Consider the following 20,453-nt stretch of genomic DNA (forward strand, 5'->3'; position numbering starts at 1 on the left):
CGCGCCTCGCGCAGGTGCACCGGCGGAACGTCGCTGCCTGCGTCGGAAGGGGTGTCCCACGCGGCGAGCTCGAAGCGGTCGCGGCCCGCGGCCTTGGCGGCGTAGAGCGCGGACGCCGCAGCGGCGGTCGCCGGCGTCGCGCTGGACCACGCGCCCGAGCGGCTGCCGGCGCTCGTCGGGCCGGCCGAGGCCAGGGTGGTCCACGCCGACGACGCCGCGGTCGCGCCCGCGCCGATGTGGCTCCAGCGCACGGACCTCGCCGCGCTCGTGCCCGCACCCGGCGCCGGCGCCGAGCGCCTCGCGTCCCTGCTCGACCTCCCGCTCGCCGACGAGCTCGGCGACGACGACGCCCGGGGCGGCCCCCACGCTCCCGCGCCCGACGACGACGGCGCCCCCGGCCCGACGCCCGACGCCGCGCTCGCCCTCCTCCCCGGCCTCCCCCGCACGTGGCACGAGCACGAGGACCTGCACGTCGGCGGAGCACCGGTCGACTGGTGGGTCGAGGGGGAGGGGAGCGACGCCGTCGTGCACGCGACGCAGCTCGCGGGACTCGCGCGTGGCCTTGCGCAGGCCGCCGGCCGGTGGGAGCTGCGGCACGCGCTCGAGGTCGTGCTCACGGAGCCGGAACGCGTCGCGGAGCTCCGGGCCGAGGCGGGGTTCGACCGGTGAGGCGACCATGACGCGCTCCGTCGTGCGCCAGATCACCCTGGGCGTCTACGCACCCGCGCTCGTGTTCGAGATCGGGATCGGCGCGATCATGCCGATCATCCCGCTGTCCGCGACGGCGCTCGGCGGCTCGCTCGCGACGGCCGGGCTGCTGGTCGCGCTGCTCGGCGTCGGGCAGATCATCGGGGACGTGCCCGCGGGCGCGCTCGCCGCCCGGCTCGGTGAGCGGAACGCGATGCTCGTCGCGGCGTCGACGTCGGTCGTGGCGCTGGCGGCGTGCGCGCTCGCCCCGAACCTGGGGGTGCTGGGCGCGGGGGTGCTCGCGGTCGGGGCGACCAACGCCGTGTTCCTCCTCGCGCGGCAGGCGTACCTCACGGAGGTGACCTCGGCGCTGCAGCGCGCCCGTGCGCTGTCCACGCTCGGCGGGGTCCAGCGGATCGGCGCGTTCATCGGGCCGTTCCTCGGCGCCGGGATCGTGTACCTGTTCGACCTGCGCGGCGTCTACTGGCTCGCCGTCGCGACGAGCCTGGCGGCGGGCGTGGTGGTGCTGGTCGTGCCCGACATCGCGGGTGCCGACACGCGCCTGCGCCGCGACCGGGCGCCCGTGAGCCTCCGGCGCGTGCTGCGCGACAACGCCCCGGTGTTCCGCACGCTGGGCTTCGCGGTGCTCGCCGTGAGCGCGGTGCGGGCGAGCCGGCAGGTCGTGCTGCCGCTGTGGAGCGAGCACCTGGGCTTCAGCCCCGCGACGACGAGCCTCGTCTTCGCGGTCTCGGGCGCCGTCGACATGCTCCTGTTCTACCCCGCGGGCTACGTCATGGACCGCCGCGGCCGGCTCTGGATCGGCATCCCGTCCATGCTCGTGCTCGGCGGCGCGATCCTCGCGCTGCCGTTCGGCACGACGCTCGCCGCGGTGACCGCTGCGGCGATCGTCATGGGCCTCGGCAACGGGATCGGCTCGGGGATCCTCATGACGCTCGGGGCCGACGTCGCGCCGGCGCCCGTGCGCGCGCAGTTCCTCGGGATCTGGCGCGTCTTCGCCGACGTGGGCAACGCGGCGGGGCCGCTGGTCGTCGCCGCGGGCGCGGCGCTCGGCAGCCTCGCGGCCGGGATCGGCGCGATGGGCGTGGTCGGGCTGCTCGCTGCCGGCGGGCTCGGCCGGTGGGCGCCGCGCTGGTCGGACCACGCGAACCGGACCACGCGGCGTCGGGCCGCGGAGCGCGCCGCGGCGGTCGCCGCCGCGCGGGGAGCCGAGGCTGCGCCGGAGCAGGGCGGCTGACGGCTCAGGCGGCGGGGCCGGGGAGGTCGACGTCCGCGGGCCGGTCGACGACCCCGGGCAGATCGAGGTCCTCGGGCCGCCGGTAGTGCTCCCACACGAGCGCGACGACGCCCAGCCCGACCCCGGCGACACAGGTCCAGACGGCCTCCGTCGGACCGTTGCCGTCGCCGCGCGCGAGCGCCCAGGTCACCACGAGCGCGACGACCCACGCGGCCAGGCCGGCCGAGAAGACGATGCGCAGGTCGACCCGCACGGGGGCCGGGTCGGGGCGGCGCCGGTCCGGGTGCAGGACCAGGTCGAGGACGGAGGGCACCGGCTCAGCGTACGGCTAGCGTCGCGCCGGACCCGCGAGCAGCGTCGCCGTGCCGAGGGCCTCGCTCACCGCGGCGAGGTAGGCGTGCGCGACCTCGAACGGGACGAGCCCGGTGGCCTCGACCGCGGCCACGTCGTTCTCCTCGTGCGCGAGCACGGCGGCGAGCACCGGGCCGTACGGGCCGGAGAGGTCGCACAGGGCGCTGCCGACCTCGTCGGACACCCCGGTGCGCGCGACCAGGTCGCTGGCCGGGACGCGGAGCTGCGCGGCGGCGGCGGAGAGCAGGCCGACCGTGTACCCGGCGTCGTCCCCGGCGAGCGTGGCGCACGCGATCGCGCGCGTGAGGACGGACCAGAGCGAGGCGATCGTGGCGCGCTCCGCGCCGGCGAGCGCCGACGTCGCGAGCGCGCCGAGCTGCCGCGGGCCGAGGAGGACCACGGCCTGACGCACCGAGTCGACCTCGTGCCGCACGGGGACCGCGCTCGAGTTGACGAGCCGCAGGACGCGCATCGCGAGCTCGGGGTCCGAGCCGACGACGCGGACGACGGCCTCCTGGTCGGGGGCGGGCGCGCTCAGCAGCTGCATGAGCTCGAGGCACTGGAGCTCGCCGGTCGTGTACTCGCGCTCGACGGTCGGGGCGTCGCGCTGGAACATCGGCCCCTGCTGCAGGTCGACGCCGGCCGACGTGCAGTACCCGACGCGGGCGTCGGTGTCGACGCGCATCGCGATCGTGGCGCGGGCCGCGGCCTGCGCCGCGCGGATCGCCGTCGTCGCGAGCTCCTGGCCGCGGCCGAGGTCGACCTTGACGAAGTGCACGATCGGCAGCAGCGGGTCCTGCCCGCCGCCAGGGACGTAGTCGTTCAGCGCGAGCCCGTACCCAGCGGCACGCAGGCGGCTCAGGTGCGCGCCCGCGCCCGGCAGGTCGGCGAAGTGCCGGGGCACCTCGAGCACGATGAGGTCGCGGTTCCCCGCGATCGGCTCGTCGCGCAGCAGCATGCCCTGGGTGGCCTGGACGAACACGGGCGAGCCGCCGCCGACCGCCTCGAGGTCGAGCCGCTCGTACTGCGCCTCGACCAGGGCGTCGAGCCGCTCGGTGAGGTGCGCGTGGGCGAGCGACGTCCGGACGACGACGCCGACCGCGTACCCGTGCACCGAGCCGTCGCGCCGGATGAGCGGCTGCCGATGGACGGTCACGTCGACGCCGGTCAGGGCAGCCGAGTCGGCGGGGCGGGTACCGGGGCTGGTCATCGAGGCTGTCCTGGTGGCGCGGGGGAGGGGGATCGTCCCTCCCATCGGCAGGACGCCGCGCCGGATGAGGCGTTCGCCGGCGGTCAGCCGAGCGGCGCGCGCAGGGGCCAGTCGCCGTCGAGCACGACCTGCGCCGCGGCGCCCGTCGCGGCGTTCACGACGACCGGGGCGAGGAGGTTCGCCGTCGTCGGCCGCTCGCCCTCCCCGGGGTGCACGACGACGAGGAGCAGCGCCGCGTCGTCGTCCCCGAGGGCGAGGGCCGAGCGGGTCGCGTCGTCGACGCGGGGCGTGTACCCGTCGAAGAAGGCCTCCGGGCGCACGACGAACAGGCGCACCGCGGGGTCGCTCAGGCTGCGCAGGGCGTAGAGGATGCCGGAGTCGTCCAGGCCGTCGAGCGAGTAGTCGACGTGACCCGGGAGACCGGGCAGCGGGGCCACGGCGTGCAGGGCGTGCGGGGCGGGGTGCGCGGCGGCGGGGGCGGGGGCGGTGCTCATCGCAGGTAGTCCATCAGACTCGGCTGGAGGACGCGGGACGCGGCGCCGAGGGCGGACTTGTACGCGACCTCCTGCATCTGGAGCTCGATGATCGTGCCCGGCAGGTCGACGTCCTCGATCGTGCTGAGGCGGCCCGCGAGCTCGGTCTTCGTGTCGAGGGCGCGCAGCTTCGCGGTCTGGACCTGGCTCTGGCGCGCGCCGACGGCGGTGAGCTGGCCGAGCATCGCGTCGCGGTGCTCGTCGAGCGTGGTGAGCTCGCCCGAGACCGGCTCGTTCGCGCGGAGCTTCGCGGCGATGCGGTCGAGGGTCGAGAAGACAGAGCCGGTTCCGGTGACGGGGTCGTCCTCGCCGAACGCGAGGGCGCCGTCGACGTCCACCCTCACCAGGGTGTTCGCGTCGATGCGGCGCTCGACGCTCGCACCGGTCACGCTGGTCGAGGTGTAGCTCGGCGGCGTGGTGGTCGTGTCCACCGTGACGGCGCTCGCCGCGTCGGAGGTCCCCGCGAAGACCGACCGGCCGAGGTAGCTCGTGTTGGCCTGGTTGAGCAGCGCGTCGCGCAGACCCTCGATCTCCACCGCGAGGGCCTCGCGGGCCTGTGCGTTGAGCACCCCCTGGTTCGAGCCCTGCACCGTGAGGTCGCGCGCCTGCCGCAGGGCGTCGAGCGAGCCCCGCAGCGCCGAGTCGACGTTGGTGAGCCAGCCGTCGCCGTCCGAGATGTTGCGCGCGTGCTGCTCGTTGGCGCGCAGCGCGCTGCGCAGGGCGATCGCGGAGCTCGTGCCGGCCGGGTCGTCCGACGGCCTGGTGATGTTCTTGGTGCTCGAGAGCTTGCCCTGCAGCGCGGCCATGGCGCTGAGGTTGGTCTGCAGGTTGGCGAGCGTGGAGCGCTGGACCGTCTGCTGGGTGACGCGGCCGATCATGGTCATCTCCCTACGACGCCGGTGCGGTTGATCAGGGTGTCGAGCATCTCGTCGATCGCCGTGAGCACCCGGGCCGCGCCCTCGTAGGCGCGCTGGTAGGCGAGCATGTTGACCGACTCCTCGTCGATGTCGACGCTCGCGTTCGAGAGCTGGAGGCGCTCGGCCGTGGTGCGGGTCGCCTCGGTGACGGATGCGCGCTGCGCGGCCGAGCGGGAGGTGACGCCGAGGTCGACGACGAACGACGACCAGGTCCGGTCGGGGCCGCCGGTCGCGGTGGCGATCGCCGACATCGGGTCAGCGCGCGAGCCGTCGAGCGGGCCCAGGCCGTCCGCCGCCACCGCGATGTCCTTGACGTCGGTGATCGCCACCGCGAGCGTCGCGGCGGTGACGCCCGTGGCCGGCTCGGTGAAGAACACGCCGCCTTGGGCCTGCGGGTCGCCGGCGGTGTACGACCCGGTGTGGATCCCGTTGACCTGGCCGACGAGGGCCTGCGCGAGCTTGTCGTACGACGCCGCCGCCTTGGCGAGGATCCCGCCGTCGGCCTCGGGCGCGAGGGCCGTGACCAGGCCGGCGACGCGACCGGCGTCGGCCCCGAGGGCGTAACCCGTGCCGGCCCAGCGCAGGGCGACGGGGGAGCCCATCGTCCACGTGCCGGGCGTCACCTCGACCGCGTGCGCCTTGTCGCCGCGGACCAGCGCGTTGCCGCCGACCATCACGTCGAGCGTGCCGTCCTCGCGCTCGACCGCGCTCGCGCCGACGAGCCCGGCGAGCCGGGTGACCTTCGAGCTGCGCGTGTCGATCAGCTCGTTGGCCGAGCCGCCCGAGACGAGCACACCGCGGATCCGCTCGTTGAGGTCGGCGACGGCGGCCGCGGTCGCGTTCACGTCGACCACGGCGGCGTCCAGCTCGGTGCGCGCCTGGTCCCACTGCGTGACGACGGCCGCGTAGCCCGACGAGATGCGCTGCGTGAGGGCCGACGCGTTCTCGAGCACGACCTTGCGGGCCGCGTCCGAGTCCGGCGTGTTGCCGAGCTCCTGCCACGCCGACCAGAACTCGCCGAGGGCCTGCGAGACGCCCTTGTCACCGGGCTCCGCGACGGTCGACTCGAGACGCAGGTAGGTCTCGCTGCGCGTGGCGGCGAACGAGGCGCTGCCGGTCTCCGCGCGCAGGCGCGCGTCGAGGAAGAGGTCGCCGAGCCGCTCGATGCCCGTGACCCGCGTCCCGTTGCCCGCGACGCGCCCGGCCGAGTACATCGACGGCGCGGAGAGCGCCTCGACCGAGGCGAGGTCCGCGCGCTGACGCGTGTAGCCGACCGTGTTGGCGTTGGCGACGTTCTGACCCGCGACGTCGAGCGCCTGCCGCTGCGCGATCAGCGAGCTGAGGGCGGTCGAGAGGCCGGAGAAGCTGCTGCTCATGGGTGTCGGGGCTCCTAGAAGGACTCGTCGATGAGCTGGGCGGCGGCGGTGCCGACCGAGGTCGCGCCGCGGGGGTCGTACGTGTGGACGGTCTCCTGGAGGCCGAGGATCGTCTCCTGCGCGGCGCGGTGCGAGCTGGTGAGGAGCTCGCGGTTGCCCTGCGCGACGCCCTGGATCTCGGACGTCAGCGTGACGAAGGCCTCGCGGTGGCTCGCGAGCAGCTCGTCCCACGGCTCGGGGGCCGCGTTCGCCAGCGCGAGCAGACCGCTGCCGGGCTCGATGCCGACCTCGCGCGCGGCGTCGTCGGCCTCCATCGAGCGGCCGAGCTCGGCCGAGCGGATCTGGTCGAGGACCTGCTCGACCTCGCGGGTCGCGTGGCCGAGCCAGCGGGTGCGGCCGCTCGAGAGCACCAGCTGCTCCTCCTCGAGCTTGAACAGCAGGAGCTCGAGCAGCTGCCGTTCGTGCCACAGCACGGCGGAGAGCTCTGCCAGTCCCATGAGGTCTCCTGTCCTTATGGTGCGTGTGCGGCACGTCGCGGCCGTTCAGGAGATGGATCGGACGGACACGCGCCGATGTGACGATTCCGCCCGAACGAGCGACGGGATGTGACCTCCGTCACACCCGTAAGGTCATGCGTTCAACAAAACCGCAGGCCGGAGGCTCTCGGCACCGTTGCGATCGGCCCGGCGTCGGGCAGATCAAGAACTTCGCATGGATCTCCCCCTCAAGCCGCGTCGGCGCTGCGCCGAAGGGATGGGGTGCGCAACTCTCCCGCTGAAGTAGACGCCCTCGTCACGGCCAACCTGCCGCTGGTCGGGTACCGCGTGTCCGAGCTCCTCGGCCGCGTCCCGGCCTACGTGTCGCGGGACGAGCTGGCCTCGGCCGGCTCGCTCGCCCTGGTCCAGGCGGCCCAGGCCTACGACGCCGAGACCGGGGTCCCGTTCGCCCGGTACGCCTCGCTCCGCATCCGGGGCGCGCTGCTCGACGAGCTGCGCGCGATGGACTGGGTCTCCCGGGGCGCCCGCCAGCGGGCCCGCCGCGTGAGCACGACGTCCGACGAGATGACGTCGCAGCTCGGCCGCACTCCGACGCGCGAGGAGCTCGCGACCGCGCTCGGCACCGACGTCGCCGAGGTCGACGCCGCCCGCGGCGACGCCGAGCGCCGCATCCTCAGCATCGAGGCGTTCGACAGCGCGATCGCCGACACGGTCACCGAGCCCGGCATGGGCCCGGAGGAGAGCCTGCTCGTCAACGAGAAGCTCCAGCACCTCAAGGCGGCCGTCACGGCCCTGCCCGAGCGGCTGCGCCACGTCGTCGAGCAGCTGTTCTTCCACGACCGCCCGGTCGTCGAGCTGGCCGAGGAGCTGGGCGTCACCCAGTCCCGCATCAGCCAGCTGCGCACCGAGGCGCTCGCGCTGATGAAGGACGGCATGAACGCGAGCCTCGAGCCCTCGCTGGTCCCGGTGGCCGAGCGGCCCGACGGCGTCGCCGAGCGTCGTCGCAAGGCGTACTTCGACCTCGTGGCGCAGCAGGCGTCGTTCCTGGCGCGGGCCTCGCAGCTCGCGGCGCCCGGGCCCGGCGTGCTTCCGCAGCAGCGCGACGAGGCGAAGGAGCTGGCCGCGGCGAAGGCCAAGGCGCGGTCCCGCGCCGGGGCCGCGTACGCCACGACGGCCTGACCGCAGGGCTCTTCACTACCGCACAGCAGCGCACATCGCCGAGGGCGACGCTCTTCCGGATCACCGGGGAGCGTCGCCCTTCGCGTTGGCGCAGGTGCGGCGCCAGAAAAGATCTTCGGCGGAATCCTTCACAACCCGGCGGGGTGACCGATGAGGGTGCTGTCAGCCCATGGATGGGCGTCAGCAGGTCCGACCCGAATCAAGGAGGAGTTCCATCATGGGTCTCTCGATCAACCAGAACATCGCGGCGGTCAACAGCTACCGCAACCTCTCCAACACGCAGAACGACCTCTCGAAGTCGCTCGAGAAGCTCTCGTCGGGCTTCCGCATCAACCGGGCGGCGGACGACGCTGCCGGCCTCGCCATCTCCGAGGGCCTGCGCTCGCAGGTCGGCGGTCTGAAGGTCGCGGCCCGCAACGCCCAGGACGGCATCTCGGTGGTGCAGACCGCTGAGGGCGCCCTGACCGAGGTGACCTCGATCCTCCAGCGTGTGCGTGACCTGGCCGTGCAGGCGGGCAACGACTCGAACAACGCCGATGCCCGCAAGAACATCGACACCGAGGCGACGCAGCTCGTCTCGGAGCTGGACCGGATCGCCGCGTCGACCAACTTCAACGGCACGAACCTGCTCGACGGTTCGGCCGGCGCAAACACCGGCAAGCTGAAGTTCCAGGTCGGTGCCGACGGCGACGCCAACAGCCAGATCGAGGTCGACCTGTCCAAGGCGAACATCAAGGCGATCGCCGCCGACCTCACCACGGGCTCGCTCGCGGTCGGCGGGACGAAGTTCGCCGTGGCGGCGACTGCCCTCGACGACGGCACGTACACGTTCTCCGTCGACAACGGCTCCGGTGTCACCTCGGACGTGGTCGTCACCGGCGTGGCTGCGCAGACGTCGGTCCAGGGCCTCGCGGACGCGCTCGCGGCGGACACGAACTTCGCGGCCAACTTCTCCGTGAGCGTCGACAAGGACGCCGACGGCGCCGCGACCGGCATCACGGTCAAGGCGCTCAACGGCGGGTCGGTGGCCGACACCGCGCCCAGCACCGACATCGCGGCCGGCACCGTCGTGGCGAACACGACCGCGGGACTCGACTTCTCCTCGGCCACCGCCGCCCAGGCGTCCATCGTCAAGATCGACGAGAAGATCTCGTCCGTGTCCACCGCTCGTGCGGGTCTCGGTGCCCTGCAGAACCGCTTCGAGTACACCATCAAGAACGTCAACGTCGCGGTGGAGAACCTGTCCGCGTCGGAGAGCCGGATCCGTGACACTGACATGGCCTCGGAGATGGTGCAGTTCACGCGGGCGCAGATCCTGTCGCAGGCCGGCACGGCCATGCTCGCGCAGGCCAACCAGATCCCGCAGGGCGTCCTGTCGCTCCTCCGCTGATCTGAGCGGGCGAAGCCCGCGCACGGCATGACCGCATGACCGCATGACCGACCGGCGGTGGGTTGACCTCGCGTCGCCCACCGCCGGTTCGCATTCCGGCCGCAGACCCCGCGGCCGCCCCGCACGAGATCGAGCACGGGACGGAGCAACCTGATGGCCGTGATGGGCATCGACGGGCTGGCGAGCGGCCTCGACACGACCGGGCTGATCAACAGCCTCATGAAGGTCGAGGCGATGCCGCAGACCCTCCTCAAGGCCAAGGTCACCACCACCCAGTCCTACATCTCGGCCCTGCAGTCCCTCAACACCAAGGTCTCCTCGCTGGCCGAGGCCGCGAAGACCGCCGCGACCCCCGCGAAGTGGGACGCCGTCACCGCGAATTCGTCCGCGAAGACCGTCACCGCGACGACCTCGGCCGGCGCTCAGGCCTCGTCCCTCAGCTTCACGGTCGACGCGCTCGCCACCGGCCAGACCTCGGTCAGCGCGGCCGTCACCGACCTCGCCGGCTTCTTCGGCCCGGGCACCGTCCCGGGGAGCGTCACGCTCGTGAGCGGATCCGGACCCGACGCGACGCTCACCGCGGTCGACCTCGACGGTGTCACCGACCTCGCCGGCTTCGCCCGAGCGGTCAACGAGGCCGACGCCGGCATCACCGCCACCGTCGTCAAGGTCTCCGACACGCAGTCGCGGCTCCAGCTCACCTCGAAGGCGACCGGAGAGCCGGCGGCGTTCGACGTCTACCGCGACACGGTCACCGCGGACACGCTCGCGACCGGCACGAAGGTCGTCGACCGCGCTGCCGCCATCACCTCCGCGGCAAACGCCCGGATCACCCTCTGGAAGGGCACCGCAGCCGAGCAGTCCGTGACGTCGGCGACCAACACCTTCAGCGGCGTGCTCACCGGGGTGGACCTCACGGTCACCGCCAAGGAGGCCGACCCGGTCACGCTGACGATCGCGCGCGACGACGCCGCCGTGAAGAAGCTCGCCTCCGGCCTGGTCGGCGCGCTCGGCGTCGTGCTCTCGGAGGTCAGGTCCCGCACCGCGACGACGACCACGACCTCCGAGGACGGCCGGACCGTCATCAGCGGCGGCGTCCTCTCGGGCGACAGCGCCACGCGCGCGCTCCAGCAGTCGGTCCTCAACGCCGCGTCCTACCCGGTGGACGGCGTCTCCCCGTCGGAGGTCGGCATCGTGCTGGGCCGCGACGGGACCGTGACGTTCGACGAGGCCAAGTTCAGCGCCGCGATGGCGGCGGACCCCGCGAAGGTGCAGGGCGTCGTCGTCGGCCTCGCTGCTCGCGTCGAGACGGCCGCGAAGACGGTCTCGGACCCGATCGACGGGACGCTCTCGCTGCAGATCAAGAACCAGGAGAGCTTCAGCAAGAGCCTCTCGGAGCAGGTGTCGGACTGGGAGCGCCGCCTCGAGCAGCGGCGCGAGGGCCTCCAGCGCACCTACGCGGCGCTCGAGGTCACGCTCAGCGGCCTCAACTCGCAGTCCAACTGGCTCGCCGGGCAGCTCGCCGGCCTCTCGTCCAGCTCCGCCTGACGGCGTCGACCCGACCGATCGGAGACCCCATGAACCTCGCCCTGACCCGCAGCCGGTTCCTCGACAACGCCGTCGCGACCGCCGGTCCGCAGCAGATCCTCACGATGCTCTACGACCGCCTGGTGCTCGACATCGACCGCGCGGAGGCGGCGCAGCGCGAGGGCAACCGCTCCGCCGCGGCCGACCAGCTCGACCACGCGCAGGACGTCGTCTCCGCGCTCGCCTCGACCCTCGACGTCGACGCCTGGGCCGGCGGCAAGGGCCTCATGGAGCTGTACATGTACCTGCTGCGCGAGCTGATCGGCTGCTCGATCGCCGGCGACCCCGAGCGCACCGCCAAGGCCCGCGAGCTCGTCGCCCCCCTGCGCGACGCGTGGCACGAGGCTGCCGCGACGGTGGCCGCGTCGTCGGCCCCGGTCGTCCCGACCCAGCGCACCGTGGCCGCCTTCGGCGAGCGCGCGGTGGGCGGTGAGCTCGGCGTCGGATGACGACCGCGCTGGTCGGGCCCACTGGCGCGGCTCCAGGCTGGGACGTCGCGTGGTCGGACGCGCTCGCTGACCTCGAGCTGAGCGTGGCCGACGCCGAGGCGCTCCTCCGTGCCGGGCACGCGACCGGACCGGTGGGGCCGGGCTGGGTTCCACCGTCCCACCTCGGACAGCTCCCCGCGCCCCTGGTCGAGCGGGCCCAGGCACTGCTGGACCGGCAGGTGCGGGTCGCACGCGGACTCGCGGCAGCCGCCGCGCAGAGCCGTCGCGAGCTGCGCGCCGTCGAGCAGCTGCGCGCGACCCCCGAGGCCACCCCGGTCTACCTCGACACCGCCGGCTGACCCCGCCCGCGCGTCGTCGCCGGCGAGGCACGTCGTCGCAGGCGAGGCGCAACCCGGGCGCGGCGGTATCCAGCCGACCGCCCGCCGGCACCTTCCCCCAGGCGCGACGACGCGCCGCCTCGGGAAGGTCGCCGCCATGTCCCTCACGCTCACCCGGTTCGACGGCATGGTGGACGCCCAGGTCGAGGGCCCGCTGGATCCGACGCTGCCGCTGGTGATCCTGCTGCACGGGTTGTCCGGCACGAGCGGCGACATGACGTCACCGCTGACCGCGCGCCCCGGAACCGCGTTCGACCGCACCGCCAACCCCGGCGGGTACATGGACCGCGGGTTCGCCCCCACCCCACCCCTGCTCCCGGCGGACAGCTTCTTCCTCGACCCGACGCCCGCGAGCCTGACGAGCTGGCAGGACGCGCTCCTCACGAGCGGGCTCAGCACCGTGGTGTACAGCCAGTCGGGACCGCTCATCGCGAACGACGCCGCCCAGCTCACCGCCCTCGCGCTGGCAATCGACGCGCACCCCCAGCTCATGGGTCTGCGGGTGGCGATCGTCGCGCACAGCCGCGGCGGGCTCGTCGCGCACAGCCGCGGCGGGCTCGTCGCGCGCACGTTCCTCCGCGGCGCCGTGGGGAACCCCGCACTGGCTCGATTCATGGGCCGGATGACGACGCTGGTCACCCTGCACTCGCCCCACCTCGGCTCGGGAGTCGCCTCGCTCGCGGCGAGCATCGACGGGCTGCTCGCCGGCGTGCAGGGGTCGGTCGCGGCGCTCGGGGCGCCACCGCCCGGCTTCCTCGCGATGATGCGCGGGATGGTGCTCAACCCGGCGATCGCGGAGCTGGTGATCGGCACCCCGACCGCGTCGATCGCGCCGGGCGAGCCGGTGCCGGGCGTCACGTACCACACGTTCGGCGGGACCAGCACGGTGTTCTCGCGGCTGTGGGCCACCATGTACACGCCCGACTCGTACCTCCCGTGGCCGGTGCCATGGCCCTTCTTCCACTGGGGCGTCGTGCCGGTCCCGGTCGGGGCGCCGCTCGACGCCGTGAGCTTCGGCCCGCTCGCCCTCGCGCTCGCGCCGTTCCCCCCGGTGACGCACCTCATCGCCGCCCTGACGGCTCTGGTGGGCTCTACACCGGAGCTCGCGCCCGGCGTCGGCGACGTGCTCGTGACAGACGCGCGATCGCGGCTGCCGTTCGCGGCGTCGCACACGACCAACCCCCTGAACCACGCCGAGGCCCTGTGGGACGCGACCCTCCAGGCGCAGGTGGCCGCCCTCCTGCTGCGGCTGCGTACCGCGCCGGCTCCCGTCCCCGGTCAGGCGGAGGCGCGCATCAACCCGTACCCGGCACGGTTGACCCCGGCCTCGCACACCGTCACGGCGAAGGACTCGGCCACCGGCGCCGCGATCACGAGCGGCACGGTGACGGTGTTCGACACCTACGGCAACGTCGCGCTCCAGGGCCAGGTGGGCGTGCCGGTCACCTACTCGTTCAAGGCCCGCAGGCTCATCCGGTTCGACGACAACGGCGACCGGGTCGTCGAGCTCCTGTATCCCACGGCGGAGGCGACCCTGCCGGCGCCCTACGGACTGGTCCCGGTCGACACCGGCCGGTTCTGAACGCCGGACACTCCTGGTTTCGTTGACACGGCCACCGGGGCGGCCCTACAACAGGAGACCTGACGGCCTCCGCCCCTCCGGCGGGGACTCACCGATCAAGACGGTGAATGCCATGGACGAGCGCTCGGGTCTCGGGCCTCCGTCGTCGCGCCTGGTCGTCCGGTTCTCCGACGACGAGTCGCGGCCCGTCCGCACGCTCCTCGCGGGGTTCGAGGACGAGCGGGCCGTCGACGAGCGACGCCTGCGCGCCGCCGAGGCGGTGCTCGAGCACGAGGGCGAGCTCCGCGAGTGGCTGCACGCCGACCCGGGGAACCCGCGCCGGCTGCTCACCGACCCCGGAGCCGTGCTGCGTGAGCTGCTCCCCGAGATCGAGCCGGTCGACCTCCCGCTCACGGGCCGGCACCTGGTCGAGCGGCTGCTCGCGTCGGCCGGGATGCTCGACGCCGGGATCGTGGTCTACAGCCCGCCCGAGGTGCTCGCGATCGAGCTCCTGCGTGACGTCGCGGTGCAGGCCGGGACCCAGCCCGACGGCTACGCGTCGCTCTTCGCGGACATCGAGGGCACGGTCGGTGCCGTGGCCGCCGGCCGGTACGGCCCCGACGTCGTCGCCCTCGTGGTGGCGGGCGTCAAGCGCGCGGTGCTCGGGCCACCGACGCCGGCGTCGCCCGCGGTGCCGATCGCCGTGCCCTCGGCGCTGCTCGCGTTCCTCGCGCGCGATCCGAACTCCTCGGTGCAGCTGGCCGCGGGAACGGTCGGGGAGGTGGGCGGCGATGACCTTCGCTGACCACGGCGGGTTCGACCTCGCGCTCGACGTGACCGAGGAGCTGCTGTCCCCGGCCCTCCTGGGCGCGGTGACCCTGCCGAACCCGCCGGACCGCGACCTCAACGACGCCGAGATGGACCTGCGGGTGCACGTCGTCTCGATCAGCGCCGCGAGCGTCGACGTGCTGGTGGGCGAGCGCGTGCTGGTCCGGGGGGACTACGTCGCGCAGATCACGGTCGTCGCGGCGCGGGTCGGGGGCTTCCCGGTGCCGATCCCGCCGGGGCTGTCGGTGGCCGACGTCCGCGGCACGTTCGCCGTGCCGCTGGCGGTCTCGGTCGGCACGGTGGGCGGCGGAGCGCGCGGCGTCGTGCTCGCCCCGGCGCCAGGGGGCGGGTCCGCGACCGTGGACCAGAACGCCCTCTTCGCCTCGCCCCCGGTCCAGCTCCTGCTCGCGATGGCGTACGTCGCGGCGGGCGGCGCGCAGGGCAACGGCGAGATGGCCTACCAGCAGCGCAGGCAGGACATCGCCGCCCGCGTGGACGGCGCCGTCGTGCAGCTGGTGCAGGGGGCCCAGGCGAGCATCACGAGGACGATGGTGATCGCCGAGCCGGCCGGCCTCACGTTCGGCGGGGTGCGCACGAGCGCCCGGTCCCTCAAGGTGCTCGCCTCGCTGCTCCTCGCGCCCGGGAACCCGGCGGCGGCCACGGCGGTCACCCTGCGGCGCAATGCTCTCGGGGCACCGCTCGACCACGTCGCGCTCGTCCTCAACAACGGCTCGCTCCTCTCGGCGGTGCGCGCCGCCGTCAGCGCCGGCCTCGGCATCCCGCCGACGTTCCCGCCGTGGGCGCCCGGCCATCCGTCCGTCATCCTCGCGAGCACCCCGGTCCCGACGCCGCCAGGGACCATCCCGACCCTGCCCAACGGCGCGCCTGCCGCGACGGTGTCGGTCGAGTTCCTGCTGGCGCAGGTCAACGCCGCCGGGCTGCTGCAGGTCGACATCCGGATCCAGGCCGTCGCGTTCCAGAGCCTGGCGACGGTGGTCGCGACCGCGACGGCGACGGCCCCGGTCGTGGCGACCGTGGCCGGCGGCGCGCTGACCGTCGGACTCGGCACGCCCGCGATCGCGGTGACGTCCGACGTGCAGATCAACCCGTTCCTCTACGTGATCGCCGTGCTCCTCGGCCAGTTCACGCTCTTCGCGATCCTGGCGACGCTCGACCTGTTCGCGGGCCCGTTCCTCACCTCGCTGCTGACGACGGCGCTCGGCGGTGCTGCGCTGCCGCTGCCGCCCGCGGTGGCGATCCCGCTCGCGGGGCCGTTCGCGGCGCTGACAGCGCTCTCCACGAGCGGGGTCGAGCCGGGGGCGCCGCTGCGGGTCGTCACGCTGCCGGGCCCGTTCCCGATCCCGCTGCCCCTCGACCGGGCGCAGGACGTGACCGCCCGCTTCGCCTGAACCGGTTCTCGCGCGGCGCGCCGATCCTCGCAGCCGCGCGAGTGACGGGCGGGGCGGGTGGGGCCGGAGTGATGCCCCACGGGCACCGCGAGCCCCCGCAGTCACTCGCGCGGCTGTCAGCACCGCCACCGCCCCTACGCGGGATCGCCCGTCACCCGTTCGGCCGCACGCAACCCCGGGCGCATCTCGGACACACCAGGCCCAGAAGCGGACACACCTCACCACCTGCGGAAACGTACGACCAAGAAACCTCACACCCGCCGCGGCGACACCGATGAACCCCCTGAGCACGGATCGCTCGACCCGCAGGCCAAGGATCGGCCGACACACCTGACATACGTCGCTGAGGTGATCGCTGCCGTGTTCGACTCCGTCGCTGCCGTCGCGCTGAACAGTGCGCTGGACGGCCTCGCGCTGCGCCAGCGCGTGATCGCCAACAACGTCGCGAACATCCAGACCCCCGGGTTCCTCGCCGGCCGCGTCGCGTTCGAGGACAGCCTCGCCTCCGCGGTCGCGGACGGCTCCGGCGCGGTCACCCCCACGGTCGCGCGCTCCCTCGAGCCGACCCGCATGGACGGCAACAACGTGAACCTCGACGCCGAGACGCTCCTCAACGTCGACACCAACCTCCGCTACCAGCTCGCCACGCAGGCGATCGACGGCAAGTTCTCGTCCCTGCGCATCGCGATGCGGACCGCCTGATGGGCACCTTCGGCGCGATCGGGATCGCCGGCACCGGTCTGACCGTCTACCGCAAGTGGCTCGATGCCGTCAGCGACAACCTCGCGAACATGAACACGGTCTCGAGCACCGACGAGGCCGCCTTCCAGGCGAAGTACGTCGTCGCGCAGGCGTCCAACGACGGCAACGACACCGACGACGGCGCCGGCGTCCAGGTCCGCGGCATCGCCCTGGGCAGCGCCGAGGGCCGCCTCACGTACGAGCCCGACCACCCCCTCGCGGACGCCGACGGCTACGTCCGCTACCCCGACATCGACATGGCCAGCCAGATGACGCAGCTGATCATGGCGCAGCGCGGCTACCAGGCGAACGCCGCGATCGTCGACCGCGCCCGCGAGACCTACCAGGCAGCCCTGCAGATCGGACGGTCCTGATGCCCATCGACGTGATCGGCGCCGTCACCGGCGTCGCACCCACCTCCTACCTGGGAGGGGCCGACGCCGTCGCCTCGGCCGGGACCGTCGCCGCACCCGCCGGCGGCCCGGGCTTCGCCACCGCGCTCACCGGCTCGATCGACCAGCTCCAGGGCCTGCAGTCGACGGCCGACGAGCTCGCGGTCCGCGCGGTCACCGGTGACCTCGACGACGTCCACGACTACACGATCGCCGCGAGCGAGGCCAAGGTCACGCTCGAGCTGACCGCGGCCGTCCGCAACAAGGCCGTCGAGGCGTTCACCGAGATCATGAGGATGCAGGCCTGATGCCCACGCAGATCGCCACCGCGCTGGACCGGATGCGCACGGTCACCAACCAGTTCAGCCTCGCGCAGCGGACGCTCGCGATCATCGGCGTCGCGGGACTCGTGCTCGGGCTCGTCGCGCTGTCCGCGTTCCTGACCAAGCCGACGATGAGCCCGCTGTTCGCGGACGTCTCGCCGGCCGATGCGAGCGCGATCGTCGACCAGCTCGACGGCGAGGGCGTGCCGTACGAGCTCGCCGACGGCGGCCGGACGATCCTCGTGCCGGCCGACCAGCTGTACGCGACGCGCCTGGCGGTCGCCGCGGCGGGCCTGCCGGCATCGTCCGACGGCGCGGGCTACTCGCTGCTCGACGACATGGGCATGACCGCCTCGGAGTTCCAGCAGCAGACGACGTACCAGCGTGCGATGGAGGGCGAGCTGGCCAGGACGATCGGCGCGATCAACGGCGTCGAGGCCGCGACGGTCAAGCTCGCCCTGCCCGAGGAGAGCGTGTTCGTCTCCGAGAAGGCGGACCCGACGGCGTCGGTGTTCGTCCAGACCGCGCGCGGCACGACGCTCGAGCCGGCGCAGGTCCAGTCGATCGTGCACCTGGTCTCGGCGGGCGTGCAGGGCATGAAGCCGACCGACGTCGCGGTGATCGACTCCGAGGGCCAGGTGCTCTCGGCGGTCGGCGGTGCCCCCGCGGGTGGCCTGTCCGACCAGAAGACCGCCGAGTACGAGCAGCGGGTCTCGACCGCGGTCCAGGCGATGCTCGACCGGGTCGTCGGTCCGGGCAAGGCCGTCGTCACCGTGAACGCGGAGCTGAACCTCGACAACACCGACCGCACGAGCGAGACGTTCGCCGCCCCGGAGGAGGTCCCCGCGCTGTCCTCCACCAGGACGACCGAGGAGTACGCCGGCACCGGCATGCCGGCGGGCGGGGTCCTCGGTCCCGACAACATCGCGGTCCCGAACGGCGGCACGGGCGAGAGCAGCTACACCAAGTCGAGCGAGACCCTCAACCCGGCGGTCAACAAGGTCACCGAGCGCACGACGACGACGCCGGGCACGGTCCGCCGGCAGTCCGTCTCGGTCGTGGTGGACCAGGCCGCGGGCGCCGACCTCGACATGACCGACCTGTCCGCGCTCGTCACCACGGCGGCGGGCATCGACCCGGCGCGCGGCGACACGGTCGAGGTCGCGCGGATGCAGTTCGACACCCGGACCGCCGAGGAGGCGCAGGCCGCGCTCGCCGCGGCCGCCGAGGAGACGAAGGCGGCCGCGCAGGCCGAGCTGCTCCGCACCGGCATCATCGCGGGCGCGGTCCTGCTCGCCCTCGTGCTCGCGTTCCTCGTGGCCAAGGGCCGCTCGCGCAGGTCGCGGCGGGAGGCGCTCGACATCGGCGAGCTCACCATGGTCAACGAGACCCCGGCGCTCCCCTTCGACGGCGGCGACACGATCGCGATCAGCGCGCCGCGCCCCTCGGTGGACGACGCCGCGATCAAGCGCGCGGAGATCGGCGCCCTCGCGGACGAGCAGCCGGGTGAGGTCGCCGACCTGCTGCGCGGCTGGCTCGTGGGCGGCGGGGCGAAGCGATGACCGTCGCGACCCTCCCCGCGTCGTCGGGCACCGTGACCACCGTGACGGCCCCCGCGCCGTCGACCCCCACGCTGCCCTCGGCGACCGCGGCCCTGTCCGGGACGCAGAAGGCGGCCCTGGTCCTGCTCCAGCTCGGTCGTGAGCGTGCGGCCCGCGTCATGGCGCAGCTCGACGAGCAGGAGATCGACGAGATCACCGCGGAGATCGTGCGGCTCGAGAACGTCGACCCGACGCTCGCCGACGGCGTGGTGGAGGAGTTCCACGCCGTCTCCATCACCGGGCCCGGGCTGATCGCACGCGGCGGCCTGAGCTACGCGCACCAGCTGCTCGAGGCGTCGCTCGGCGCCGACCGGGCGCGCAGCGTCATGGAGCGGCTCACCACGGCGATGGCCCCGCAGCCGTTCGAGTTCCTCCAGAACGCCGACGCCCGTCAGGTCATGGGGCTGCTCACGGGCGAGCACCCGCAGACGGTCGCGCTCGTGCTGGCGCACCTGCGACCGGAGCACGCGTCGGCGATCCTCGCGGGTCTGCCGGCCGACACCCAGGCCGAGGTCGCGCACCGCATCGCGCTGCTCGAGCGGGCGGCCCCCGACGTCGTCGCCGTGGTGGCAGGCAACCTGCAGCGCAAGGCGTCGTCGGTCCTCACGCCCCAGGAGCTGTCGGCCGTCGGCGGCGTGCAGCCGCTCGTCGAGATCATCAACCGCGCCGACCCGGGCACCGAGAAGCTGATCCTCGAGGGCCTCCAGGTGCGGGACAAGGAGCTCGCCGAGGAGGTCCGCAGCCGCATGTTCGTGTTCGGCGACATCGTGCTGCTCGAGGACCGCGCGGTGCAGCTGGTGCTGCGCTCGGTCGACGGCGCGACCCTGGCCGTCGCGCTCAAGAGCACGAGCGAGGAGGTCCGCGACAAGATCCTCGACAACCTCTCCGAGCGTGCGCGCGAGAACCTCGTCGAGGAGATGGAGCTGCTCGGGCCGACCCGCATGTCGACGGTCGAGGAGGCGCGCGCCGGCATCGTGCAGGGCATCCGCCGCCTCGAGGAGAGCGGGCAGATCGTCATCCGCCGCGACACCGAGGACGAGTATGTCTGAGCCCGTCGCGGTCTCGGCTCCGGTCGTGGCGCCCGTCGCGCGGTTCCGGCCCGCGCCGGTCGGGGGCGTGCTCGACGCACGATCCGACCACGGCGTCGAGCAGGCGCGCGCCGCCGGCTGGGCCGCCGGGTGGGCCGCCGGGACCCGTGCTGCGTCGGAGGCGGCGCAGCACCAGCGACGCACCCTCGACGACGCGTTCCGGGCGGCCGAGCGCGAGCGGGCCGCCGACGTCCAGGCGGCGCTGGCCGCGCTGGGCCGGGCTGCGGCGGCTGCGTCGGCCCGGGTCGACCCCGTGCTGGCCGAGTCGTCCGCGGCGCTCGACGCCAGCGCCGTCACGCTCGCCGAGGCAGTGCTCGGTCACGAGCTCGCCGACGGCGACGCCCGTGCGCGCGCCGCGCTCGCCCGCGCGCTCAGCCTGCCCGCCGAGCCGGCGGTCCACACGATCCGCCTCCATCCCGCCGATGTGCGGGCGCTGACCGCGCTCGGACTCGTCGACTCGCTGCCCGACGGCGTCACGGTCGTCCCCGACGCGTCGCTCGCCCCGGGCGACGCCGTGAGCGAGCTGCCCGACGGTTTCCTCGACGCGCGCATCGGGTCGGCGGTCGAGCGTGTCCGCCGCGCCCTGGCCGCGGACACCCCCGCCGCCGACGTGTCAGACCGTGCGCGTGCCCAGGCGCGCGCTGGGTCTGACACGTCGACATGGGGCGGTGCCCGTTGACCCGCAGCACCACACTCGCCCTC

Annotated in this window: 23 protein-coding genes; 16 read left to right on the forward strand and 7 right to left on the reverse strand. The window is 73.8% G+C overall.

Annotated elements, in window-relative coordinates; genetic code table 11:
- On the reverse strand, positions 1-251 hold a 251-nt coding region (locus tag HIR71_RS12460), incomplete at its 3' end, for a hypothetical protein (RefSeq protein WP_211374150.1).
- On the opposite strand from HIR71_RS12460, the gene HIR71_RS12465 reads away from it, so the two are divergent.
- Together HIR71_RS12465 and HIR71_RS12470 are read left to right on the forward strand one after the other, a co-directional pair.
- Positions 235-669: a hypothetical protein gene (locus tag HIR71_RS12465; RefSeq protein WP_169325399.1), complete on the forward strand. Its 435-nt coding sequence runs from the start codon at positions 235-237 to the stop codon at positions 667-669. The genes HIR71_RS12460 and HIR71_RS12465 overlap by 17 nt on opposite strands.
- 7 nt (positions 670-676) lie before the next feature.
- Positions 677-1,942 (forward strand): MFS transporter, encoded by a 1,266-nt coding sequence (locus tag HIR71_RS12470; protein ID WP_169325400.1) that lies wholly within the window; start codon positions 677-679, stop codon positions 1,940-1,942.
- A gap of 4 nt (positions 1,943-1,946) precedes the next feature.
- On the opposite strand, the gene HIR71_RS12475 is transcribed toward HIR71_RS12470, so the two are convergent.
- The 6 genes from HIR71_RS12475 to flgN all read right to left on the reverse strand — a co-directional run bounded on the left by HIR71_RS12475 (position 1,947) and on the right by flgN (position 6,826).
- Positions 1,947-2,255, reverse strand: a complete 309-nt coding sequence (locus tag HIR71_RS12475) for a DUF2530 domain-containing protein (RefSeq protein WP_169325401.1) — start codon at positions 2,253-2,255, stop codon at positions 1,947-1,949.
- A 15-nt stretch (positions 2,256-2,270) separates the two neighbouring features.
- Positions 2,271-3,503, reverse strand: a complete 1,233-nt coding sequence (locus tag HIR71_RS12480; protein WP_169325402.1) for an EAL and HDOD domain-containing protein — start codon at positions 3,501-3,503, stop codon at positions 2,271-2,273.
- Between the two features lie 83 nt (positions 3,504-3,586).
- Positions 3,587-3,997: a flagellar assembly protein FliW gene (locus HIR71_RS12485; RefSeq protein WP_169325403.1), complete on the reverse strand. Its 411-nt coding sequence runs from the start codon at positions 3,995-3,997 to the stop codon at positions 3,587-3,589.
- Positions 3,994-4,914 carry a flagellar hook-associated protein FlgL gene (gene flgL / locus HIR71_RS12490; protein WP_169325404.1) on the reverse strand — a complete coding sequence of 307 codons (921 nt, stop codon included), beginning with the start codon at positions 4,912-4,914 and terminating at the stop codon, positions 3,994-3,996. The genes HIR71_RS12485 and flgL overlap by 4 nt, the downstream gene beginning before the upstream one ends.
- Positions 4,915-4,916: 2 nt before the next feature.
- Positions 4,917-6,329, reverse strand: coding sequence for a flagellar hook-associated protein FlgK (gene flgK / locus HIR71_RS12495; protein ID WP_169325405.1), 1,413 nt, complete (start codon positions 6,327-6,329; stop codon positions 4,917-4,919).
- A gap of 14 nt (positions 6,330-6,343) precedes the next feature.
- A complete protein-coding gene (flgN, locus tag HIR71_RS12500) occupies positions 6,344-6,826 on the reverse strand; it encodes a flagellar export chaperone FlgN (protein ID WP_169325406.1) in 483 nt (160 codons plus the stop codon).
- 261 nt (positions 6,827-7,087) lie between these two features.
- Between flgN and HIR71_RS12505 the strand changes: the two genes are divergently transcribed.
- The 14 genes from HIR71_RS12505 (at position 7,088) to HIR71_RS12570 (ending at position 20,430) form a co-directional block, all read left to right on the forward strand.
- Positions 7,088-8,005, forward strand: coding sequence for a sigma-70 family RNA polymerase sigma factor (locus HIR71_RS12505; RefSeq protein WP_169325407.1), 918 nt, complete (start codon positions 7,088-7,090; stop codon positions 8,003-8,005).
- 217 nt (positions 8,006-8,222) lie between these two features.
- Positions 8,223-9,395 carry a flagellin N-terminal helical domain-containing protein gene (locus HIR71_RS12510; protein ID WP_169325408.1) on the forward strand — a complete coding sequence of 391 codons (1,173 nt, stop codon included), beginning with the start codon at positions 8,223-8,225 and terminating at the stop codon, positions 9,393-9,395.
- A gap of 153 nt (positions 9,396-9,548) precedes the next feature.
- Positions 9,549-10,943, forward strand: coding sequence for a flagellar filament capping protein FliD (gene fliD / locus HIR71_RS12515; RefSeq protein ID WP_169325409.1), 1,395 nt, complete (start codon positions 9,549-9,551; stop codon positions 10,941-10,943).
- 29 nt (positions 10,944-10,972) lie between these two features.
- A complete protein-coding gene (locus HIR71_RS12520) occupies positions 10,973-11,431 on the forward strand; it encodes a flagellar export chaperone FliS (RefSeq protein WP_169325410.1) in 459 nt (152 codons plus the stop codon).
- Positions 11,428-11,769, forward strand: coding sequence for a hypothetical protein (locus tag HIR71_RS12525; RefSeq protein WP_249051844.1), 342 nt, complete (start codon positions 11,428-11,430; stop codon positions 11,767-11,769). Before HIR71_RS12520 ends, HIR71_RS12525 begins: the two co-directional genes overlap by 4 nt.
- Before the next feature lie 136 nt (positions 11,770-11,905).
- On the forward strand, positions 11,906-13,390 hold the full coding sequence (locus HIR71_RS12530) for a lipase family protein (RefSeq protein WP_169325411.1): 1,485 nt from the start codon (positions 11,906-11,908) through the stop codon (positions 13,388-13,390).
- Positions 13,391-13,502: 112 nt separating this feature from the next.
- Entirely contained in the window at positions 13,503-14,174 is a 672-nt protein-coding gene (locus tag HIR71_RS12535; protein WP_169325412.1) for an L-aspartate oxidase, read from the forward strand.
- The gene (locus HIR71_RS12540) at positions 14,161-15,606 is read left to right on the forward strand and encodes a hypothetical protein (RefSeq protein WP_169325413.1); all 1,446 of its coding nucleotides are present in this window, start codon (positions 14,161-14,163) and stop codon (positions 15,604-15,606) included. Before HIR71_RS12535 ends, HIR71_RS12540 begins: the two co-directional genes overlap by 14 nt.
- A 360-nt stretch (positions 15,607-15,966) precedes the next feature.
- Positions 15,967-16,308 (forward strand): flagellar basal body rod protein FlgB, encoded by a 342-nt coding sequence (locus HIR71_RS12545; protein WP_169325414.1) that lies wholly within the window; start codon positions 15,967-15,969, stop codon positions 16,306-16,308.
- Positions 16,308-16,721 (forward strand): flagellar basal body rod protein FlgC, encoded by a 414-nt coding sequence (gene flgC, locus HIR71_RS12550; protein WP_169325415.1) that lies wholly within the window; start codon positions 16,308-16,310, stop codon positions 16,719-16,721. Before HIR71_RS12545 ends, flgC begins: the two co-directional genes overlap by 1 nt.
- Positions 16,721-17,047 (forward strand): flagellar hook-basal body complex protein FliE, encoded by a 327-nt coding sequence (fliE, locus tag HIR71_RS12555; protein WP_169325416.1) that lies wholly within the window; start codon positions 16,721-16,723, stop codon positions 17,045-17,047. Before flgC ends, fliE begins: the two co-directional genes overlap by 1 nt.
- Entirely contained in the window at positions 17,047-18,624 is a 1,578-nt protein-coding gene (fliF, locus tag HIR71_RS12560) for a flagellar basal-body MS-ring/collar protein FliF (protein WP_169325417.1), read from the forward strand. The genes fliE and fliF overlap by 1 nt, the downstream gene beginning before the upstream one ends.
- Entirely contained in the window at positions 18,621-19,712 is a 1,092-nt protein-coding gene (gene fliG / locus HIR71_RS12565; protein WP_169325418.1) for a flagellar motor switch protein FliG, read from the forward strand. The genes fliF and fliG overlap by 4 nt, the downstream gene beginning before the upstream one ends.
- On the forward strand, positions 19,705-20,430 hold the full coding sequence (locus HIR71_RS12570; RefSeq protein ID WP_169325419.1) for a FliH/SctL family protein: 726 nt from the start codon (positions 19,705-19,707) through the stop codon (positions 20,428-20,430). Before fliG ends, HIR71_RS12570 begins: the two co-directional genes overlap by 8 nt.
- The last annotated feature ends 23 nt before the right edge of the window (positions 20,431-20,453 follow it).

This window comes from Cellulomonas fimi, assembly GCF_012952065.1.
Taxonomy (GTDB): Bacteria; Actinomycetota; Actinomycetes; order Actinomycetales; family Cellulomonadaceae; genus Pengzhenrongella; species Pengzhenrongella fimi_A.